Annotated in this window: 18 protein-coding genes; 7 read left to right on the top strand and 11 right to left on the bottom strand. The window is 45.5% G+C overall.

Annotation, left to right across the window (positions count from 1 at the left end):
• Nucleotides 1–65 precede the first annotated feature (65 nt).
• From pdxH to AB0L18_RS17925, 5 genes are all read right to left on the bottom strand, one after another.
• Nucleotides 66–710: a pyridoxamine 5'-phosphate oxidase gene (gene pdxH, locus AB0L18_RS17945; protein ID WP_367388689.1), complete on the bottom strand. Its 645-nt coding sequence runs from the start codon at nt 708–710 to the stop codon at nt 66–68.
• A gap of 581 nt (nt 711–1,291) precedes the next feature.
• On the bottom strand, nt 1,292–4,735 hold the full coding sequence (locus AB0L18_RS17940) for an efflux RND transporter permease subunit (protein ID WP_367388688.1): 3,444 nt from the start codon (nt 4,733–4,735) through the stop codon (nt 1,292–1,294).
• The gene (locus tag AB0L18_RS17935) at nt 4,728–5,900 is read right to left on the bottom strand and encodes an efflux RND transporter periplasmic adaptor subunit (RefSeq protein ID WP_367388687.1); all 1,173 of its coding nucleotides are present in this window, start codon (nt 5,898–5,900) and stop codon (nt 4,728–4,730) included. The genes AB0L18_RS17940 and AB0L18_RS17935 overlap by 8 nt, the downstream gene beginning before the upstream one ends.
• 179 nt (nt 5,901–6,079) lie before the next feature.
• Nucleotides 6,080–7,396 (bottom strand): TolC family protein, encoded by a 1,317-nt coding sequence (locus tag AB0L18_RS17930; protein ID WP_367388686.1) that lies wholly within the window; start codon nt 7,394–7,396, stop codon nt 6,080–6,082.
• 59 nt (nt 7,397–7,455) lie between these two features.
• Nucleotides 7,456–8,073: a TetR/AcrR family transcriptional regulator gene (locus tag AB0L18_RS17925; protein WP_367388685.1), complete on the bottom strand. Its 618-nt coding sequence runs from the start codon at nt 8,071–8,073 to the stop codon at nt 7,456–7,458.
• Between the two features lie 344 nt (nt 8,074–8,417).
• Here AB0L18_RS17925 and AB0L18_RS17920 point away from each other — a divergent pair, with 344 nt between their 5' ends.
• From AB0L18_RS17920 to AB0L18_RS17910, 3 genes are all read left to right on the top strand, one after another.
• Nucleotides 8,418–8,561: a hypothetical protein gene (locus AB0L18_RS17920; RefSeq protein ID WP_367388684.1), complete on the top strand. Its 144-nt coding sequence runs from the start codon at nt 8,418–8,420 to the stop codon at nt 8,559–8,561.
• 372 nt (nt 8,562–8,933) lie between these two features.
• On the top strand, nt 8,934–10,433 hold the full coding sequence (locus AB0L18_RS17915) for a hypothetical protein (protein ID WP_367388683.1): 1,500 nt from the start codon (nt 8,934–8,936) through the stop codon (nt 10,431–10,433).
• Between the two features lie 13 nt (nt 10,434–10,446).
• Nucleotides 10,447–12,156, top strand: a complete 1,710-nt coding sequence (locus AB0L18_RS17910; RefSeq protein ID WP_367388682.1) for a glycoside hydrolase family 10 protein — start codon at nt 10,447–10,449, stop codon at nt 12,154–12,156.
• Nucleotides 12,157–12,259: 103 nt separating this feature from the next.
• On the opposite strand, the gene AB0L18_RS17905 is transcribed toward AB0L18_RS17910, so the two are convergent.
• From AB0L18_RS17905 to AB0L18_RS17895, 3 genes are all read right to left on the bottom strand, one after another.
• Nucleotides 12,260–12,850, bottom strand: a complete 591-nt coding sequence (locus AB0L18_RS17905) for a YdeI family protein (RefSeq protein ID WP_367388681.1) — start codon at nt 12,848–12,850, stop codon at nt 12,260–12,262.
• A gap of 324 nt (nt 12,851–13,174) precedes the next feature.
• Nucleotides 13,175–13,864, bottom strand: coding sequence for an RluA family pseudouridine synthase (locus AB0L18_RS17900; protein WP_367388680.1), 690 nt, complete (start codon nt 13,862–13,864; stop codon nt 13,175–13,177).
• A 100-nt stretch (nt 13,865–13,964) separates the two neighbouring features.
• A complete protein-coding gene (locus tag AB0L18_RS17895; protein ID WP_367388679.1) occupies nt 13,965–14,819 on the bottom strand; it encodes a glucosaminidase domain-containing protein in 855 nt (284 codons plus the stop codon).
• A 179-nt stretch (nt 14,820–14,998) separates the two neighbouring features.
• Here AB0L18_RS17895 and AB0L18_RS17890 point away from each other — a divergent pair, with 179 nt between their 5' ends.
• Nucleotides 14,999–15,682, top strand: a complete 684-nt coding sequence (locus tag AB0L18_RS17890; protein ID WP_367388678.1) for a S24 family peptidase — start codon at nt 14,999–15,001, stop codon at nt 15,680–15,682.
• A gap of 50 nt (nt 15,683–15,732) precedes the next feature.
• Nucleotides 15,733–16,461, top strand: coding sequence for a metallophosphoesterase (locus tag AB0L18_RS17885; RefSeq protein ID WP_367388677.1), 729 nt, complete (start codon nt 15,733–15,735; stop codon nt 16,459–16,461).
• A 10-nt stretch (nt 16,462–16,471) separates the two neighbouring features.
• Here the strand turns inward: AB0L18_RS17885 and AB0L18_RS17880 are convergent, their stop codons facing one another.
• Nucleotides 16,472–17,812, bottom strand: coding sequence for a cytochrome-c peroxidase (locus AB0L18_RS17880; protein WP_367388676.1), 1,341 nt, complete (start codon nt 17,810–17,812; stop codon nt 16,472–16,474).
• A 144-nt stretch (nt 17,813–17,956) separates the two neighbouring features.
• Here AB0L18_RS17880 and AB0L18_RS17875 point away from each other — a divergent pair, with 144 nt between their 5' ends.
• Nucleotides 17,957–18,808, top strand: coding sequence for a hypothetical protein (locus AB0L18_RS17875; RefSeq protein WP_367388675.1), 852 nt, complete (start codon nt 17,957–17,959; stop codon nt 18,806–18,808).
• A gap of 29 nt (nt 18,809–18,837) precedes the next feature.
• On the top strand, nt 18,838–20,481 hold the full coding sequence (locus AB0L18_RS17870; protein WP_367388674.1) for an alpha-glucosidase: 1,644 nt from the start codon (nt 18,838–18,840) through the stop codon (nt 20,479–20,481).
• 99 nt (nt 20,482–20,580) lie between these two features.
• Here the strand turns inward: AB0L18_RS17870 and AB0L18_RS17865 are convergent, their stop codons facing one another.
• Nucleotides 20,581–21,231 carry a phosphatidylserine decarboxylase family protein gene (locus tag AB0L18_RS17865; protein WP_367388673.1) on the bottom strand — a complete coding sequence of 217 codons (651 nt, stop codon included), beginning with the start codon at nt 21,229–21,231 and terminating at the stop codon, nt 20,581–20,583.
• 34 nt (nt 21,232–21,265) lie between these two features.
• Nucleotides 21,266–22,111: a phosphatidate cytidylyltransferase gene (locus tag AB0L18_RS17860; protein ID WP_367388672.1), complete on the bottom strand. Its 846-nt coding sequence runs from the start codon at nt 22,109–22,111 to the stop codon at nt 21,266–21,268.
• Between the last annotated feature and the right edge of the window lie 30 nt (nt 22,112–22,141).

The raw sequence follows: 22,141 nt of genomic DNA, 5'->3' as shown, positions 1-22,141 counted from the left end.
AAGTGATTTTTCTGGGTTCCTTTGGGGGTACAATAAAAGCCTGTGCTTCAAATAAAGGGATATTATTACGGTGCCAGCCGCTCACGTAGCCACTCTTCGCCTACCAAGCGGTAGCGGATACGGTCGTGTAAGCGGCTACTCCTGCCTTGCCAAAATTCAAAACAATCGGGTACCAGTCGGTAACCACCCCAGTTTTCTGGTAGTGGTAGCGTCTCTTCCTTGGCGTACTTTTGTTCGAGTGCCTGGACCTTTTCGTGTAGCACATCCCGGTTGGGGATAACCTGGCTTTGTGGGGAGGCGGTAGCTCCAATTTGGGAACCTTTAGGACGGGACTGAAAATATGCTTCGGAGGTTGCTGACATAACTTTTTCAACCTTACCTTCTACTCGAACTTGCCGTTGCTGAGCATCCCAAAAAAAGACCACGCTTGCATACGGGTGAGCGGACAAATCTTGTCCTTTTTGGCTATCGTAATTGGTATAAAATACCAAGCCCCCTTCTTCCACCCCTTTGAGGAGGACAATTCGTGCCTTGGGTCGTCCATTGGGAGCAATGGTGGCCAATGTCATCGCATTGGGTTCTCGAACTTCAGACTGTTGGGCGGCCTTAAACCAGTGCTTAAATTGTTCGAATGGATTGGGTGAAGTCTCTTCCAGAAAAAGTTCATCCTTATTGTAGTCTTCTCGGAGGTCTCCTAAATCTAGTAACATAGGTCTAATCGTTTAGCTTTATACTCCTTAAAACACCATGATCAACATCTAGTTTAGGGGCATAAAAAAACCCCATCTTTTGACGGGGTTCGAAACAAACACTATGAACAACACAAATTCTTAAGAGGGTGAAAAAAATCCCCCAACTAAGGGGGGATTCTAACTATGAACAAACACTCACCCAATTGTATTTTGACGGCTTATTGCCGCAGTAATCTTTCTTACACCACAAATAAAGGTTGATATTAGTCCTAAAATATTACATATATTCAAATAAATGTGACATGGTTAACGAGACTAACGGGCAAAAAAAAGCTGGAAACTTACGTTTCCAGCGGAAAATCATATCACATGAAAAAAATTACATCTTTATATTCTCTCTAAAAAAGAGGAAGATTTCGTGTTGGTTGGCAACTATGAAATGCCGTAGTTACACTGCAAACATATATTTTTTTTCTTATACTTCCTAGGCTTCTCCTTGTTTTTTAACAAAAAATAAGTTTTATCCACCTAGCATGTGTTGTACAAGACAAAAGTCTAAACGTTTGCCAAAACCGACGAGAAAATAGATGTCACAAATACTACGACTCTGTTGACGTCATTTTTTCTGACTTTTTTGCACTAAATACACCTTTTGCCCAACGCTGTAAGCGATAGATTATCCAGAACATTACAGGGATAACTACTAGGGTAAGGAAAGTGGCAAAACTCAGACCATAGATAACTGTCCAGGCCATTGGGCCCCAAAACGCCTGGTTATCACCCCCAATAAAAATTTGCGGATCCCAGTCGGTTATCAAGGAGAAAAAGTCAAAGTTAAAGCCTATCGCCAACGGCACCAATCCAAGCACCGTAGTGATAGCTGTTAATAACACCGGACGCAGACGAGTCGCACCAGCTTTAATAATGCTATTCCGGACATCTTCTTCCTCCAATTCATAGATACTCTTTACTCCGTGGCTTTCGATTTTTTGTTCCACCAATAGATTGATGTAATCAATCAAAACGATGGCATTATTGACAACCACTCCGGCCAGAGAAATAATTCCTACACCAGTAAAGACAATCGAAATGTCTTGAAGAAAAATGGCATACCCTAAAAACACCCCAATCGTACTGAACAATACGGAAAGGATAATAATAAACGGTGCAGTAATACTATTAAATTGTGCTACCAGAATAATAAAAATAAAAAATAGTGCTGCGAGAAAGGCTCCACTCAAAAACTCCGTATCCTCTGCTTGCTGCTGCTGTTCTCCGGTAAATTCATAGGTAAATCCTGTGGGCATATCATATTGTTGTAAGGCTTCATCGATTTGCCCTACAATTTCATTGGCATTGTAACCATCCCTAACGTTGGAAAAGATGGTCACGACCCGATCCAAATCTTTGCGCTTAATAGAAGAGTAAGTGCTAGAGTATTCCATCTTCGCCACAGCAGAGATCGGTACTTGCACTATCTGACCATTACCCGGATTTCGGAAAGTGATCTTTTGGTTCATCAAGTCATCGATGCTGGATCTGGATTCCTCATTCAAACGCACGAAGATGGGGTAATCGTCTTCTCCTTGCTTATACTTACTCACCTCCTTACCAAACAAAGCAGTACGGATGGTTGAAGCTACGTTATAAGTAGAAATACCGTAACGACGGGCAGCCTCCCGATCAACCGTTATGATCAACTCTGGTTTCCCGATTTTCACATCGGCCTGTAATTTTTCAATACCCGGAATTTCCTGTGCATTGATGTAGGCGATGACTTCTTCCGTAAGGATAGCCAGTTGGTCAATATCTTCCCCTTGTAATTCCAGGTTAATGGGCTTACCGGTTGGAGGGCCATCGGCATTTTTATCCACCGAAACGGCTACCCCGGCGGTACCACCTGTAACCTCTCTGATTTCTTCCATGATCTTGAAAGTAGAAATATCTCCACGTTCACGAGCAGGCACAAAGGATACCGTCAAACGAGCACGGTTAGGTGAAGAACCGGGTTCTGGTGGGCCATTCGGGTCAGCAGTATCCTCTCCTATTTGGGTTAAGATAGACTGCACGACATCTCCGTAGGGCGCTACCACCCGTGTGATTTTCTCTTCCAGGTCAGCAACCACTCTATTGGTTTTCTCAATATCCGTCCCCAATGGCAATTCCACAAAGGCATTGACATACAAAGGATCAGAACTAGGAAACAAATCCACCTTGGGCTGACGAATCCCCAGTAATACCAGCGAGAAGATCAGCAGCACAAATGTTCCTGCAAAAATCATCCCAGAGTGCCGAAGTGCCCAATTCACAAAATGATCATAGGCCGTCTCCAGACGTGGTAGGAAATTATTCTGAAAACGCAAGGCCGAAGGTCGGAAAACAAAGAAATGCAACAGACTTACCAGCGTGGCAATCAGCATGAAATTAAACAACCATCCTGCTCCTGATAGTAAGCCTAAGACGCCAATCAGTAGCATTCCTGCTGCGAAAATAATTACGTTGCGAGCTTTGCGCCTGCGTTCTTCTCTAGTGCTGGCAATTTCCTCCATTTTCATGAAAGTAGCAGACAATACCGGGTTGATCACCAATGCGACAAACAAAGAGCTCGTCAGTACAATAATCAGCGTGATAGGCAGGTACTTCATAAAGCTTCCCACCAAGCCCGGCCAAAAAGCGATGGGCACAAATGCTGCCAACGTCGTTGCAGTAGAAGCAATAATAGGTAAAGCTACCTCGCCCGCCCCTTTCTTCGACGCATCTACCAGCGAATGCCCTTCTTGCACATAACGATAGATGTTTTCTATGACGACAATTCCATTATCTACCAGAAGCCCCAGGGCTAGAATTAGGGCAAATAGCACCACAATGTTCAGTGTCACCCCACTCATGTAGATAAACAAAATACCCATCAACATACTCAAAGGAATCGCGATCCCTACAAAGAGTGCGTTACGTAAGCCAAGGAAAAACAATAGAATCAGCGTCACCAGAATAACCCCCGAGATAATACTATTCTCCAGGTTAGCGACCTGCTCTCGGGTATTGTCAGACTGGTCATTAAACAAGCTAATATTCAGATCCTTAGGCAAAACATCTTCTTGAGCTTTGGCAATAATTTCTTTCAAATTATCGGCCGCCGACAAGAGGTTTTTTCCTTGCTTCTTGATGACGTTCAGCGATACTACGGGGTCGCCATCAGCGCGGGCGATACTCGTGCGCTCTTTGTAGCCGAACTCAACGGTAGCAATGTCCTTTAGATAAATCGGGCGAAGATTTTCACTCTTCACAATCATATTCTCAATCTCTTCCACCGATTTGAATTCACCGACAACTCGCACCGCACGGCGAAAGTCATTGCGGACAATCTCTCCACTTGAAAGCGTGAGGTTTTCGGAAGCAATTGCATTTTCAATATCGGTGAAGCTCACCTCCATGCTTTCCATGCGGCGTAGATCCACATCAATTTTCATCTCTCGATCCCGGTCCCCTTTAATCTCAGCTCGGGCAACTTCGTCGAGGGTTTCAATCTCGTCTTGTAAATATTCCGCATAGTTGATCAGCTCATCCAGTGAATAATTACCAGAAATATTGACGGTAACAATGGGAATCTCTGCTAAATTGATGTCCAGCACGGTAGGGTCCTGGTCCAAATCAGAAGGCAACTCCTGCTTGGCTACATCCACAGCGTCCTTTACTTTGCGAACGGCTTCGTCGATATCTTCTCCACTATTAAATTCAACGGTGATTACCGAAAAATCCTGGATGGAAGTAGACTTGATGGTTTTCACACCATCTACTGATTGTAATTCCTTTTCCAGCTCACGCGTAACCAGGCTTTCGATATCTTTAGCAGAATTACCGAAATAAGGGGTATTGACGTAAACCTGAGGAAACTGAACCTCCGGAAACTGCTCTTTGGGTACTGCGCTATAACTACGTAGTCCGAAAAGCAAAATCATAAAGGCCAGAATAAAAATACTGGTTGCATTATCAACGGCCAGGTCTGTAAGCCCAAACGAGCGATATTCTTTATTCTTAGCCATTATTAGCCGGTTGATTTTCAATGATTTTAATGATTTGACCATCCGTAAGGTCGCGGGACCCTTCGGTGATCAGTTGTTCTCCGCCTACCAGGCCTTTGGTGATGACCACCGTACCTTGGTAAGCATCTCCGATTTCCACGTAGTGTTTACGGGCAATCATATCCCCGTCTTCATTTTCGTCTAAGACAAATACAAAGCGTTTACCACTTACTTCTTGCTGTACCCAATCCATTGAGATGGTCACTGCATCTTTAGCGACAAATTCTTTGATTTTCATTTCGGCCAGCAGATTGGGCTTCAAATCAGGATTAGCAGGGAGCTTAACTTCTACTTTAAAGGTGCGGTTGGCAGGATCAACCGTTTTGCCAATTAGGCTTACGGGCAGCGTACGTTCGATGCCTAAGGCAGGCACAGCTACTTCCACTTGCTCTCCACGGCTTACCGAACGAATATAGTTTTCGGGCACATCAGCGGCCAGTTTCAGTTCGTTGGTATTGAGGATTTGAACGATAGGTACCCCCGGGCCAGCAAGCTCGCCCGATTGCAAGACTACGCGTTCTACGATCCCCGAAATTGGTGCGTAAACCTTGTTTTTTGACAGTTGTAAATCCAGGGTTGCCAGGCTCTTTTCCAAGCGTTCTTTATTGTTCTTAGCTTGGAGGAACTGAATTTCAGAACCGATATTCTGGTCCCAAAGCCGCTTTTGTCTTTCGAAAACATCATTGGCCAGACCAAGGCTCGTTTCCAACTCTTCTCTTTGCTTTTTGTAAGTTTCAACATCCAAAACAGCAATCAATTGGCCTCGGCTAACCGACTGCCCTTCTTTCACTTGAAGTTGGAGAATACGCCCTCCTATTTCAGCCGTTGCATCAGTCAGGTCTTCAGCTGTTACACTGCCTTGAAGGACAACGTAGCCCGCAAAGTCACCTTTCTCTACTTTTGCTGTAGTTACCAGTACCCCGGCATCCTGGCTATCAGGATCTTGTTCGGCGATGGCATCTTCGAGGGTTTTGATTTCGTCGCTTAAGGTCTTAAGTGCGATCCGTTTTTCCCGTAAAAGGGTTTTCTTTTCTTCTAAATTTGCGGGGAGTTCCCCTTCTGGCACTTCTGCCTCGCAGCTGGCAAAAATTAATGCCAGCATCATGAATGGAATGAAAAATTTCATAAGGTATGCTAATTAGCAGGTTGATATTTTACAATTTTATTGTGCAGAAAATAACTTGAGCGTTCGCTTCGCGGCTACTTCGTGGTCTTTTAGGTTTCCCAAATAGCTGATACACTTGCAATGAATCGCTTAATTAGCTATTTGAAAAACGTCGGCTCAATTTATTTTCGTGCCGTTCCTTAGTTTAGCCCCAGTGCTTCTTCGAGGGCAATTTTAGCCTGTAGGACCTCGTAAATGGCCTGCAAGCGGTTGGTCTGAGCAGTGTAAAGTGCTTGTTCCGCCTGATTTACTTCCAGGCTTGAGCCCACGCCTTCCCGGTATTTCACTTGAGTGGTATCGTAGATACGTTGGGCAAGTGCCAGGTTATCCACACGATCATTAAGTCTTTCCTGGGCACTGAGATAGGTAGCCTGGGCATTTTCCACTTCCAGGTCAATCAAACGCTGCACTGTCGAGCGTTGTACTTGTACTTGCTGCCGTGTGATGTTAGCGCGATCAATCTGGGAGCGCTTAAACCCACCATCATAAATAGGTACATTTAATGTAAGACCTACAAAACCGGTGGGAGCCCAGAAGCCAGATTGAAAATCATTGCCCTGGTATTGGTACTGGTAGCCAGCAAAGCCACGAAGACTAGGCAGGTAACGGGTTTTGAAATTCTGAACATTTAAATCACTCAGTTCAATCGCCTTGTCCAAAAGATTGATTTCCGGGCGTCGGTTGTAATTCACTGTTGTGGTCAACATTTCCGGATTATCATCGCTCAGCATGGCCTCCATGTCATCAGCAATGGTGAGTTCTTGCCCGGCCGGATAATTGATGGTGAACTTGAGTGCCCGCAAAGCATTTTGGTATTGCCGATCCAGGGCATCGCGCTCGGTGCGCAAATTGGCCAGGGAAAGTGCCAGTCGATCTACATCCAACTGTTCCGCAAAACCTGCTTCGTAAATTTCCTGTGTTTCCCGAAAAAGTTCTTCCAGGTTACTCAGGTTTTTGTCCAGTTGTGCCAGATTAGATTGCAACAACAGCACGGGCAGATAGACATCGCGAACCTGCTGGCGGACTTGTCGCTGGCGATCGACCAGCTCCAACTGAGCATAAGTACGCGCGGCACGTGCCGCCTTGAGGGCCACAAAATAAGCGGCATCGAAGATCATCGCATCCAAATTGACACCAGCCGTAAAGTTGTTCTTTAATACAAAAGAAACTTCCTGAGGCTCACCTCCGGTAAATTCTGGCGGTAGCGGTACAATCGGAACTTCGAAATAACGCTGGTAAGTACCCGTACCACTAACTTGTGGTAAACCGGTAGACTTGCTTTGCAAAATCTGGGCTTCAGCGTCTTGAACTTTCAACTGGGCGTCCAGCATTTCAGGACTATTGGCCAGCGCATAATCAATCAATTGATCCATGCTCATTTCCGCAGATTGGCTCCAACCGGCTTGCAACATAGTCATCAGCGTGCAAAAGACAAGGACACGCAATGGGTGATTCATGAATTGTCGGTTATATGGTGGCTCCATTAGTAGTAGGCCACCTGTTGATAAAATAATTACTATATCTTTTCTTCATCCTCCTGCCCTAAGTACGCTCGTACGACCTGCATCCCTTTTTCTGATGCGACGCCGTGGATGTGATACACAAAAAGTTGACTGACCAGATCCTCCAAGCTGTGCTCTTTAACGGAGAAGTATTCATTGTGTGCAAGGCGCGTAGCCATGCCCACAAAAAATTTGGCAACCAAGCCTACTTTTGTACTCCGTCGATACAAGCCTTCCTCGATGCCGCGCCCCAGGTTTTCCTGAATAAAATGCGTAAAAAAGGTCATGTGCAAGTGATCCAACTCCCGGTGAATATCCTGGTAATACTTTTCCAAATCATACCGGGATGTCGGTGAAACCAGCCTTAATCGACTAATCATAAAACGGGCCACCTCTACCATTTCCTCAATCGCATTGTCTGACTCTTTCCGCATAGCCTCTATCGCCTGGCGTTCGAGAAGTGATCGCTCAGCGAAGATTTGCCGAATCAAATCTGACTTGTTTTCTACCTGCTGGTATAAAGTCTTTTTGGAGATACCAAGTTCCCGCGCGATGTCATCCATGCTCACACTACGTATTCCGTAGCGCATAAATAACTCCTCTGACTTTTCTATTATCTGCTGCTTTACCATACCCTGCTGAAACACTGCCTTTTTATCTACTTAAATCTTTAAAGGCTTAATATTTCGCAAAGAAACGTTGGAAACTTTTAATTAGTTGAAAGTTTCCTCGGTTTTTTACTAACATTTTTTTCATTTTCTACCAACGTGCTCAAAATCCTGATTGAATTAGGTGATTTGCACCAAAAAAACATCTGCTACAGACATTATTTCTAGGTTCTTTCGTTTATAGTCCTCAACATACTAGAAGAAAAAGACTGCACACCTTTATCTTTCTTTTTAGCAACTATACTGATGATGCCTTAGAAACAGCTTTTCCCCTGTGCTGAGGTACAGTATCCCAAAAACAACTTACCGTGCAAAACCTTTTCTTCCTACTTCTGCTAGGCCTCCTAACGATTGGCCTACAGGCGCAAAATTGTAATTGCGACCACGTTTTCACTAACCTTAGCACCACCGATGTCAACATTATCCACGCCAATATAAGGCATGGCCCCTAAGCAACTTTACGACAACATCTACCGTATAACGAAAAGCGGCATCGGTGAAGATCACCAATGCCGCTAAAAATTTTTAGGCACAAACCGGAGTCTGTTAGGTCTTTAATAAGCTACCCGATGTGGAATGGGAATTAATTATTTTGTACTTACCAATCAACCCTAACTCCATGAACAATAACAAGCGCCAATTTTAGAAACTGTTTATAGTGTTTCCCAATAGGCTGATACAAAAGTGAGGGTAAAATCAGGAAAATTAACGTACCTTTATTTATATTTCTGGAATGATATCTCACAACACATAAACACAAAAACCTGACCAACAATACATTAAGCACTCACCACAACCTATTTTCTGAATTTAATCATGCTTCTATGCAAGAAAGTAAATTAATAAAAAACATTGGTGACCTTCCCTCCAAGAGTCGTCAGCGGTTTAAAGTATACGTTAATTCTCCCTATTTCAACCAGCATGAAAAGACCATAGAATTATTAGATTATATTTATAAATACCTGGACACCAATCCTAAAAAACTTACACGTGAGTTGGTATTCAAAAAACTCTACCCAAAGGAACCGTATTCGGAGCAGTTGCTATTCAATACGATGTCGAGTTTAAAAAAACTGCTCCATAGTTTTCTGGCTCAACAGCGCTACGAGGAACAAGACTTTAAAGAAGACCTTTTCCTACTGGAAGCGACCTATTATAACAACCAATTTGATTTACTTAAGAACCGTGCAAAACAGTTAGAACGTAAAATAAGCAATCACCCCCACCAGGACGCCGAGCACTACTACACCCAGTTTCGGTACCTGAACATCATGGCTTATTACAAAAACCAACACGAAGACCGCAACGAGGCTGATCTCCTGCAACAACTCAATGACAAGCTGGACCGCTACTTTATTCTCGAAAAGCTCCGTCACTGTTGCCAGCTCACAGCCCACGAGATACTGAGTAATTCGCAGTTCGACTACAGCTTCCTCGATGAATTGATCGCCTATTATCTCTCCAATAAAGAGCGGTTTGAGGAAGATATTTCTATTCATCTATATTATACGATATTGATGAGTTTGCGCGAGGATGACAACCCCAGCTATTACCAAGATTTGAAGCTTTTGCTACAAGAGCATATCCACCGTTTTAGCCCACACGAGCAACGCGACCTTTACTCGTATGCTAATAATTACTGTGTTCGCCAGATCAACAAAGGACAGCCGAATTTCCAAAAAGAGCTTTTTGAACTTTACCAGGAAGGTTTGTCCAACGAACTGATTTTCACCAACGGCCTGCTCAACGAATGGAATTACAAAAACATCACCGTACTGGGTTGTATTCTGCAAGAATTTGAGTGGACGGAATTTTTCCTGGAAACCTACAAAGAGCGGCTACCCGAAAAACCTCGGGAAAACTCCTACAACTACAACATGGCGCACCTCAACTATTCCAAGCAGCGCTACAATGAAGCACTCGATCACTTGCTGTTGGTGCGGTTCTCTGATGTTACTTATCACCTCAACTACAACAACTTATTGCTGGCCACCTACTACGCTTTGGGCGATACCGAAGCACTCATGTCGTTGATTGATACTTTCCGAATTTACGTGATTCGCAACCGGAAAATGACCAATACCCGAAAAAAGCAGTACACCAACTTCCTGCGATTTGCCAAAAAACTCACCCTGCTCAAGCAACTTCCACGCTCTTATGGTGGGCCTAGCAAGGAGGAGAAGTTCGCCCAGCTTTATTTACAGATTAAACAATCTACAAATATTGTTAACCGTTATTGGCTGGAGAATACTTGCCGCGATGAAGCTGGTGCCGAATTGGAGCGGCTCATGGCCATCGAAAATGCTGAAAATCCGCAAGGATAAACTTAGTAAGTTGATGAAAATCAACTGCGTCCTTTACCTTTTGCACACTATAAACATCATCATGCACTTGTTCACCCGTACGTTTCTACTACTCTGCCTTTTTTCTATTTTATGGAGCACAAATGGTGCTTCGCAAAATATCAAATACCAGCCGGTAAAAGCCCCCAAAAGGGAGCTTAGAGCCGCCTGGGTAGCCACGGTACTCAATATTGACTACCCTAAATCGCCTTCTACCAACCCCATTGCCTTAAAGGAGCAATACCGCAACCTGTTGGATCAATTGCAGGACGTGGGCATGAATGCCGTAATTGTGCAAGTTCGCCCAGCGGGTGATGCCTTGTACCCAAGTGCTTATGCGCCCTGGTCGGCTTACCTTACCGGGCGTCAGGGTGCTGCACCTTTAGAAGATTTTGATCCGCTGGCTTTTATGATAGAAGAAACCCGCTCTAGAGCGATGGAATTTCATGCCTGGATCAATCCGTTTCGCGCATCCATGAACCTGGATACGGCAAGTCTCTACCTCACTCATCCGGTCTTTCAACACCCCGACTGGCTGGTTGCCTACGGAGGTAAAATGTACTTCAATCCAGGTATTCCCGCAGTTCGGAACCATTTGGTAGATGTGGTGGGTGAACTCGTTGATAACTACGATCTTGATGGTATACATATTGACGACTACTTCTATCCCTATCCCGTAAAAGATACGCCCTTCCCCGATAGCATGACTTTCAAGTTTTACGGACAACCCTACAAAGACATCAAGGATTGGCGGCGAAACAATACCGACCAATTGGTACAGGCCCTGCACCAACGCATCAAATCCGTACGCCCCACGGTGCAGCTAGGGGTAAGCCCTTTTGGCGTCTGGCGTAATAAAAGCGACGAGGCTCCTGGAGGTTCTGCCACCAAAGCTGGTGCCACTTCGTACGATGACCTCTACGCTGATGTACTCAACTGGATCAACAAAGGCTGGCTGGATTACGTGATGCCGCAAATCTATTGGAGTATTGGTTACGCGCCAGCTGATCACCAAACACTGGTACAATGGTGGAGCCAAAACTCGCGAGACCTGCCTCTCTACATCGGTCATGCAGCCTACAAAGTGGGCGATAATGCCGTAGTAGAGTGGAATGACCCAGGGGAAATCCCCAAACAAATTGACCTCAACCGGCGCAATTTCCGCACCTTGGGGAGTGCCTTTTTCAGTGCTAAATCTATCTCGGCCAACCCATTGCGGTTAAAAGATAGTTTACGTACTTATTACCAATACCCGGCACTGTGGCAGGAACGTCCAGAGCTGGAACTGCCCAAGTTGGCTGCCAGCGAATTGCTTCGTCCTAAATGGAAAAATGATGCCGTACGGTTGCGCTGGCGCCCAGGTAAAGGCATAGACGGAGTTCGTCAACAAGCCCATTATTATGTCATTTACCGCTTCAATGGTCAGCAGCTAGGCGATTTCGAAGACCCCGCCAATATTTTGGCAATTACACCTTTAGCAGCCGGTGATCAACGTAAAGTGGAGTTTTATGACAATGCCACTGCGGTGGGCGAAACTTATACCTACGCCATCCGCACCGCCAATCGAGCCAACGTGGAAAGTAATCCCGGTGCGGCCCGTTCAATTCTACAAAAAACCAATACCCGCATCAAACGGCCACGAACTAAAAAGACCAAAGAACGTAAGGTCAGAACGAAGGTTAGACGGAGGGATTTGAAGCAGTAAGGTTGGTTAGTTGGTTGATGGTTGTTGGTTAGATGGTTGGTGGTTCGAAGTAGCTGGGTTTCGGGCCGGGTGTTGGAGATCAATACCGCAAGCCTCACATTAATTAATCATTCAGTCCTTTTCCTTCGAAAATTTTGGGGATGCATTTTTCGATTCTTGTCTGCCGGGTTTTGGCTTGTTTTGCTTGGGAGAAATACAGCAAGTAAGCTCTTTGGCGGCCTGGGGTTAGCGCAGCAAAGGCGGTTGCCAATTCAGCATCACTGGCTAGGGTTTCTCGGAATTCATCGGGCATCTCAAATTCCGAAGTCTTTTTCATTTCCACTTCTAATCCAGCTTTTTCTACCTCAATGGCTTCGAGAATGTAGGATTGGATAGTGGATGATAAATCTATGATTTGCTGCAAATTGGTAAATCTGAGCTGACGTGCTGATTGCACATTCTCCGTCTGTTGGATCAACAGCCCCTTGGGATCTTTCAACAAGACACCTTTGTGGAACAACAGCGCGCAATACGCCTTAAACTCATGGATGAGCACAACATTTTTACCTTCCAGGGTATAACAAGGATGCATCCACTTAAAATCTTCGGTCAGTTCGCTATCGAGACAGATCTCTCGTAGCATGATCATTTCTTCTTGCCATTTGGTGGCTCGGCTTAAAAACCTTTCTACGGCTATTATTTTTTTGTTATTCATACGGCGAGTGATGAATTGATGCTTCTGTTTACAGGTCTTAAATACCAGGATATAAAAGTAAGTACAAGCAGTAATATTGGCCAAAAATAAATATCGAATACCCTTGTTATCTGTACTTCTTGTTTATGATCTTCGGCCTTGACCTTTGTGGCAATGCTAACGTCGTTGCTATACATCGTGAATGTAAGTGCATAATTAAGGTGAGTTTAGGGCGCAACACTAGCTGCGCTGCTCCACTCCATAGGATCGAGTTTGAAACCCGATCCTACGGAGCGGAGCAGCGCGTGGACAGCCTGGTGTCGGAGAAGGCATGCCCCCTACAGACTACCCCACCTCCAACCTATCCAATAGCACCGCAAACGCCACTGGCGTAGGCTCTTGAAAAGTCAGGCGTTCTTTCGTGATGGGATGATCAAAACTCAGCGAATAAGCGTGAAGGTACAGGCGCTTCTCCTCCATCATTTCCGCGAAGAGGCGATTGAGGGGGAAGTCGCCGTGTTCGGCATCACCAATAATATCGTGGCGGTTATGGGCGCAATGTTGGCGCAATTGGTGCCAGCGACCAGTGGTGGGCATGAGTTCCACCAAGCTGATCGCGAGGTTCTCTTCGCCTTTGTGTTCGAGGCCTGTATAGACGGTACGGAGGGTACGATATGCGGTTTCAGCGGCAGCTTTGTTGCCCTGTTTTGCCTTCTTCACTTTGGTATCAAAAATGCCTTCGCCAGGATTTCCTTTCACCAGGGCATGATAAACTTTGCTTACTTCACGGCGAGCAAACTGCTCCGTCAGCTGGGTAGCCATTTCCGGAGAGCGTGCCAATAAAAGAATGCCGGAAGTTTTGGCATCAAGGCGGTGAACATTGTAGACGGAGCAGTCCAGCTGCTGGCCCAAATATTTGGTCACGTAAGGCGCATCATTGGCCATCCCTTGGCTCTTGTGCACGGGGAGGTTGATGGGTTTATTGATCACCACCAAGTGTTCGTCTTGGTAAAGGATAGACAAGGTTGTATTCATGGCACAAAGGTACAAGCATTTCCTTCGTATGACAGATAAAAAACCGCCTCCCATTGGAGGCGGTCGACTTTGAGAAAATGGAGAACAATAAAATTTAGATTCAAATAGTCGGGTCATCCAGTTGCTCCAGGTGAAAGCGATCAATAATTTCGAGCAACTGATTCGCATAATTAGGGCTTTTGTTGTAGCCTGCCTTTTCGAGGCCACGAGCCCAGGCGCGGAAATCTTTATCATGCTTCAGTAAATCAGGATGGCGATTGACCAGGAGGAGGCTATGTTCCCGCCAGTTGCGCCAAGCCGACTCGTAGGGTTGGCCAGCCATTGGCTTTCCAAAATGATTGTTATCAACTTTAGCGTCCATTGCCTGACCGGCACGGCTTTCCAGAATAGCTTGAGCCATTTTGATGGAAGCGGGAATACCATACTTTTCCATCTCGGTTTGTGCAACCTGGGCAAAACGATCGAGGTAATCCTCTACCGCATTCAGATCAAGTGCTTCCGATTTCGCCGCAGATTTAGAGGAGCTCCCTAAACCTACCGTTTGAGCAAAGCCCATGGCTTCTATCCCATTCTGACTTACTTCTTCCGAGTAGCCCGTTGACTGTGCAAAAGGAGCTTTCATCTGAATAGAGAACTGAATATCTCTTTGCATCACATAAAAAAACAAGGCCAAAGCTGCAGCAACTTTAAAGAGAGGTAGTGACCACTTTCTAAACAAAATAATGCCGGGGCCGTTCTGATTATTTCGAGAAGCTCGTGCCGGGGCCTTTACTGGTTGTCGGCGGCTGACCAGGTACCAGAGCTCTGCAACTAAGCGCTTGAGAAACAACCAGATGCGTGACCAGAGGGCTGCCCAATTGATAATAGGACCAATGGGTGTTTCGCGCCCGGGCTGCATGCGTCGTCGATCTTCGTACCCTCCCCGGGGGGTATACTGCGTTGAATTTGATTTCATGGCTGAGAATTTTGCGAAACTTATTGTTATATTGCGACAATATTTTGTGGTAAAACAAAAACTTATTGTTGCTTGCGTTACAAATATAAAACACAAAGTTTATTATAAGCAAAATTTTTCAAACTTTTATTTTAAAATAAATGAGCAAATTTTCAGATAGCGTTGTTAATCAACGGTTTGTGCACATATATAAAATTTTAGAAGACAAGCATCTGATCCGCGGCAAGTCTGATTTAGCCAAACATCTGGGTACCTACAACCACGTAATCAATAGTATCCTGCAAGGAAAGCGCAACCTCACGGTAGAGCAAATCCACCAATTATGCGAAACATTTGACATTGATGCCAACTATTTGTTTGGCCTCGACGTACCTCCTTTTCGCAATACTTCTGATAATGATCGAAACGACAGCAGCGAAATCGTCGGCAGTGGTCGCCAAAATATCCGCCTGGTTCCACAGAAAGCACTGGCTGGATATGCCCTGGATTTTCAAGATCCCACCTATTTTAAAGAGTTACCTGGTTTTAGCATTCCAGGGATGGAAGGAGAGCTTCTGGCTTTCCCCGTCAGCGGAGACAGTATGTTGCCTACGATTACAAGTGGTGATTTAGTCATCTGTGAAGCTTTGGAGCGGCCCTTGGATGGCAGTTTTCCCGTTATTCGCGACAATGAAGTTTACGTCATTGTAAGTGATGTGGTAGTGGTCAAGCGAGTGCAGCAATTGAAAACCGATGGACAAGTGACCCAACTGCTCCTTATTTCAGACAATACCAGCGTTTACCAGCCTTACCAATTGGATTTGGAAGAAATCAAACAAGTTTTGCGGGTAAAACGTCGTTTAACAGGTCACGCTATTAGTTAAGGAAGGGAACGACTTGTACAGCAGGAATTTCCGTCAATCCATTAAGCCCTATGAGAATTATTCAAATCACCGATCTTCACATCGGCACGCCTGAAGAACGTCCCTTCGAAATTGACATCAGAGCTAACTTTATCAAAATATTGACTGCCATCAAAGCGGTTCCACATGATTTACTCGTCATCAGCGGTGACCTTTGTTTACATGATGGTGACGTGGAAATTTACCAATGGATCAAGCAGCAATTAGATGGTTTACAACTTAACTACCTGGTCATTCCTGGCAACCACGACAACCAGGAAATGATGTTCGATGTTTTTGATCTTCAGCAAAAATTACAGCACCAGACTTTATTTCTTACTTCTAGTTCAGAAGAACCACCGATTGTCCTGCTCGACTCAGGGTCGGGCCAGTTAGAAGACACCACTTTGCAATTGTTACAAGCTTATCTGCAAGCTCGCCCTCACCCGCTCTGCTTATTTATGCATCATCCACCTTTGAAAATGGGTGTGCCTTACATGGATTCCCGCTACGCTTTGCGCGAACCTGAACCGCTCTTAAAGCTGCTTACCGAACACCCCTACCCCATCAGTATTTTCACGGGCCATTACCACGTAGAAAAATCTGTCCGATGGCAGAACCTGGATGTCCATGTTACACCAAGTTGCTATTTTCAGATTGACTGGCGGCAGCAGCATTTTGCAGTTGACCATCACCGTATTGCCTACCGCCAAATTGATTGGGATGGGGCAACACTTCAACACGCTGTGGTATATCTTTAGCGACGGACGATTAATTACAATTCAAATCAGCACTAGATTGGGTATCATTGTTGGGGAAACATTGTCCGCTTAGAACCATTTCCGGCTGATAGCGATGTAATTCAGGATCGTAAAGGGCATTCTCCAAGAAGGCCGTAATGTCCTCAATATCTCCCTGGCTCAAGCCCAACGGTTGAAAATAAGGACTAAGTGCATTTGAAGGTACCCTACTATTTTCTGCGGTACCACCGTTTTTGTACTCAACCACTTCCCGAATACTCCGAAACGATGCTCCGTGGCCATAAAAAGGAGAATCTGCCATATTGTAAAGGCTGGGCGTCTTGAACATATAGTTGTCCGAAGCCCTTTTGGTGAAACCACCCCGCCCCAGGTGAGCAGCGTCATTTGGCGTAGTTTTAAAAACCTCTTCTCCACATTGGTCCAGGTCTTTCATACCAAAAGCGTGGAAGCTCATGCTGCTCAATGCAGGTCCATTATGGCAGTTTACACAATTCGCCTCTCCAAAAAACAGGATGGCTCCTCGTTTTTCCGCAGGTGAAAGGGCGTTTTCCTTTCCTTCCAGGTAGCGTTGAAAAGGAGCACGATTCGCAAGTAAGGTGCGTTCATAGGCTGCAATCGCCAATCCAGCCGTTTCTCTACTGTAGCGGTCGGCACTGACCCAATCAGCAAAAGCGGCATCAAATAAACTTTTGTAACCTAAATCGGCGATCAGTGCCTCTTCGATATCCATTCGGTGTACTTTCAACCCAGCAATAGCCTGCGTTTCTACCCCTTGATAGCCCAAGTGGTTGGCAGCCAATGGAGAGTCATAAACCCACTCTTCTTCTGTTCCAACATTATCGCCTCCTGCGCCAAACTGGCCATTCCAAAGCATGAGTTCCTGGTAAGCCACATTAAGGGTAGTAGGTGAACGTATGGGTTGTACATCCAGCTCTTCCGGCTGATAAGTATCCAGGCGTAGCCGATCGAGACCATTTCCTCCGATCCCGCTTCCTCCTTCTCCAATTCCCTGAAAACGCCCAGCCTGGAAGCCTGCACTAGCAAAGTGGCAGGATGCGCAAGAATAGGTCCCCTCTCCTTCGGGGTGCATAGGGTCAACAGCTATCCCAGTTTCGTGGTATAGAAGACGCCCAAGCGTTACTTTCTCAGCAGTGATAGGATTGGCTGGATCTTGTGGGATACTACTGTAATCAAAACTCTTGGGTAGCAAGAAACCTTCCTTTCCGTTGACGGGGTCGGCTTCGTTCAAAACTTTAAGCAGCTCACTATCAAGATTTTCGTCTTTATCGGCTGTACAAGCTGAATAACAAAGTGCTATAGACAGCAGCACGATGATGTTTAAATTTTTCATGCAATCATTTTATTAGAAACAACAGCACGAATCTAATTAATTAATATGTGTTTTTGAGCTAATTCTCCTTTTTTTCCATCTCCCTTTCACTTTCCTCTCCCAATGCAGAAAATTCCTGTTACTTTTCCTGATCTTTGATTTACGATGAAGGAAAGCGCTGACAAGACGGCAATAATTAAGGAAGAGGTCATCTTGACCTGGATCAATGAATTACTTCATGAAAGTAAGCCTTCTACCGCCTTGCCCACTGGATTAGCCGAGTGGATGTGTGCAGGCCTTCTCTGGGTAAAACTCGCCCCCCAAAGCTTTCAAGCTTTTTGTCAGAAACAACTAAAATCAAACCGTCAAACGCAGCTACAACTAAGTGATCTGGTACTTGCTGGCCTCATTGCACAGCTGGCTGATGAGGCTTCTACTTTCATTGACCAAACGGGCCATTACCACCTCCTTCTATCCGAAACACTGGATCCTCAGGAGACAGGCCTGCTCCAATGGAAGTCCTTGCATCCTCAAATTTCACCAGCAGTACAAGCTTCCTGGGTCTGGGCTGCTGATCAATTACTGAAATGGCCACTACCCCCAGCACAGGTGGAGCAATTGATCCAATTGAAGGAGGTCTATGTCTATGAAACAGATCGTCAACTTTGGGATAAGCGTAAGAAAACGTACCGGGAGTTACCTTTTGATCTTGAGCAAGAAATACTTTCGCCCGCTAATGATGCCCTCGCTTTGTTAGCCTGGATTCCTGATCAAGATGGAGCCGAAGACATGCTCGGTAGGTACCGAAAACATGCTCCCCCCTGGCAACAACCTGAAGTGGCTGCACCCGAGTGGTTAGGCCCAGCAGCTTACCTCCTTTATCGGGGGCTTAATGCCTACGAAATGACCCAAGCTGCTGAAGAATTAAAAAAATATACCTTGAGGCATTTGCCTCTTATGCCTGAAAGTACCAAAAAGGATGGCCTCCTTTGGCTTTGGCAACATTATGAACAATAGCGTTACATTTATTCAAGCCCCCAATTAATATGACAAAAACCTGGTGGAAAGAAGCCGTCATCTATCAAATTTACCCGCGTAGTTTTAAAGACAGCAATGGGGATGGCATTGGCGATCTGGGAGGAATTATTGAAAAACTGGATTACCTGGCAGATCTCGGCGTTGATTTGCTCTGGCTCAGCCCTATTTACCAATCGCCTAATGATGACAATGGTTACGATATCAGTGATTATCAGGACATTATGACCGAATTTGGCAATATGGCTCAATTCGAGGAGATGTTGGAGGGTATTCACCAGCGGGGAATGAAATTGATGATGGATCTGGTGGTCAATCATTCCTCCGATGAACACCATTGGTTTCAGGAATCAAGAAAAGGCCCCGACAACCCCTATCGCGATTACTACATTTGGCGGAAAGAAAAGCCTGAACGGTGGCCTTCGTTCTTTGGTGGAGAAGCCTGGGAATACGACGCTCTCAGTGGTGAGTATTATCTCCATTTATTTTCCAAAAAACAACCTGATCTCAATTGGGAAAACCCTAAAGTACGTGAAGAGGTCTATGAAATGATGCGTTTTTGGCTGGACAAAGGTGTTGATGGCTTCCGCATGGATGTCATTCCCTTCATCAGCAAGCGCCTCCATTGGCCAGAAGTGGACTGGAACGACTTTCCCAAAATTGTTGAAGAGGTTTATGCCAATGGCCCTCGCTTGCACGAGTTTTTGCAAGAGATGAAGCGTAAAGCACTTGCTCCTTACGACGTTACCACCGTTGGGGAGGCTCCAGGAGTGCCCCCTGCATTAGGCAACCTGTATGTAGGAGAATCACGCAAGGAACTGGATATGATCTTCCATTTTGGTCACATGTTTCTAGACTGGGGACCGGGTGGGAGATTTGATCTGGCCGATTGGGATTTGAAAGCTTTCAAAGGGGTGTTCAACGAATGGTACACAGCGCTTGGCGAGGAAGGATGGGTCAGCATTTTTCTTGACAATCATGACTTTCCCCGCTTGGTCAGCCGCTGGGGCAATGATGGTGATTACCGAGAAGAATCTGCTAAATTATTGGCGATCTTGCTCCTGAGTTTACGTGGCACCCCCAGTATCTATCAGGGTTCAGAAATTGGAATGACCAACGTGGCCCTTCCCTCCATTGACGATTACCGCGACCTGGAAACCCTCAACGCTTGGACCGAGGCCAAAGAAAAAGGAGAAGACCTGGATCAATTGTTCCTGGCCATCCATCAACAGGGGCGTGACAATGCGCGCACACCTATCCAATGGGATGATAGTGCTCAAGCCGGCTTCACCACGGCCAAAGAGCCCTGGATCAAAGTCAATCCCAACTATCCAGCAATCAACGCTGCGGCAGTATTGGCCAAACCAGACTCCATCTTCTATTTCTACCAAAAACTCCTGCGTTTACGCAAGCAGTACCTAACTTGGGTCTACGGTGAATACGAAATGATCGATGGCAACCACCCGGAACTCTATGCCTATCGCCGCTGGGATGAAGACGGAGAATTTTACTTCTACCTCAATTTTTCCGAAACAGAATTGACTGAGCTCCCCGGTCCGCCAGTAGAAGAAATGGAACTGATCATCGGCAATTACCCCGATCAGGAATATGCTCATTTGCGGGCGTGGGAGGCGAGGGTGTATAGGAGGGTGTAAAAGTGTTGGGTGGGTGTAAGGAAAGGTGTAAAGGTGTAAAAGTTATATGACAACGCTTACACCCTTACACTTTTCCAACCCTTACACCCTTTTCCACCGCTAAGAAAGCTCCGCCAGCACATCAATATTCCCCTTGACCTCATCGCCGATGGAGACCTTCATTTCCGCATCTAGCGGTAGGAAAACATCTACCCGCGAGCCGAAGGTGATAAAACCAAACTCTTCACCTTGTTGGAGCTGTTGATTGGGGCTTACGTAGGTACGGATACGGCGTGCTACGGCACCGGCAATTTGGCGTAGCAATATTTCGTGCTTGCCATTGTCAATGACGACGGTAGAACGCTCGTTTTCAGTGCTGGACTTGGGGTGCCAGGCTACTAAATATTTCCCGGGATGGTATTTAAAATACTTGACAATCCCCGGAAAGGGACTCCTGTTGACGTGCACGTTAAGGGGAGACATGAAGATGCTGACTTGTAGCCGCTCTTCCTGGAAGTATTCCTCTTCTTGCACTTTTTCAATGACGACGACTTTGCCGTCAGCAGGAACGTAAACCAGGTTTGGATGCTCCAAAGGGATCACGCGTTTGGGGTTTCTAAAAAACTGAAGGATCAGCAAAAAGAAAACGCCACAAGCAATTTTAAGCAATAAGCCAGGCAAAGCTGCTAGGTAGAAATGACCAAAAAGTGCAAGCCCGAGCAAAGTAATAAAAGCCAATGGCAAGATTTTTCTTCCCTCTTTATGAATCATAAGGATGTTCTTAGTTCTCTTAATTAAGTGGTTGTTAGCGAATCCAAAGTAGATAGGCTGCCGCAAAAGGCAAACAAAAAATAAAGCCGTCGAAACGGTCTAGTAGGCCTCCATGACCAGGCAGGAGCGTCCCACTGTCTTTAATATCGACACTACGCTTCAACATACTCTCTACCAAATCCCCTAGTGATGCAAAAATACTGACAATCGCAGCCAGCACCAACCAATCCACAATCCTCAACTCATCCAAAGTAAAGTACAGTACCAGCGCCGATAAAAAAGTAATCACCCCACCTCCAATTGATCCTTCCCAGGTTTTTTTGGGCGATACTCTTGGTAAAAGTGGTGTTTTTCCAATTTGGGAACCAACGATGTAGGCTCCAGTATCATTCATCCAGGTCAATACCAGCAGGCCAAAAACCGTATTCGCATAAAAATGCTGGCCATCAAAGGCGATAAAATCCAACAGTGCAAAGGGTACACCAATATAAACTATCCCTAAAATGATATAGGCAATGTTGGCAAAAGGCTGATCAGACTTGGTGAATAGCTCGTAAACAAAAGCCATGAAAATAAAAGGAGAGAAGAGTAGCGAAGTGAGGATAACAAACGTTTCTGGGTCCTTGATAAATTCTAACTTGGTTAGCGCACTGAGCAAAACGGGAATAATGCCCATCATCAAGCCCACTATTTTACGAATACGATCGCGGCGGGTATCACGAATCAGTACCATTCCTAAATATTCCCACAAGCAAATTCCCGTAATAATCGCAAATAGCAATACAAAACTGTAAGGTCCCCCAAAAAGACCTGCCAGCATGACTACCACAAAGATTGCTGCAGTAGCCCCTCTCCTTAACACCCCCTGCATTGCCGACATTTAAGCTTTTGTCTGATTAAAGGGCCAAAA

Origin of the sequence: Lewinella sp. LCG006, assembly GCF_040784935.1 — a bacterium.
Classification (GTDB): domain Bacteria; phylum Bacteroidota; class Bacteroidia; order Chitinophagales; family Saprospiraceae; genus Lewinella.
The sequence above is the reverse complement of the archived record's forward strand: the minus strand, read 5'-3'. Positions and strand labels throughout refer to the sequence as shown.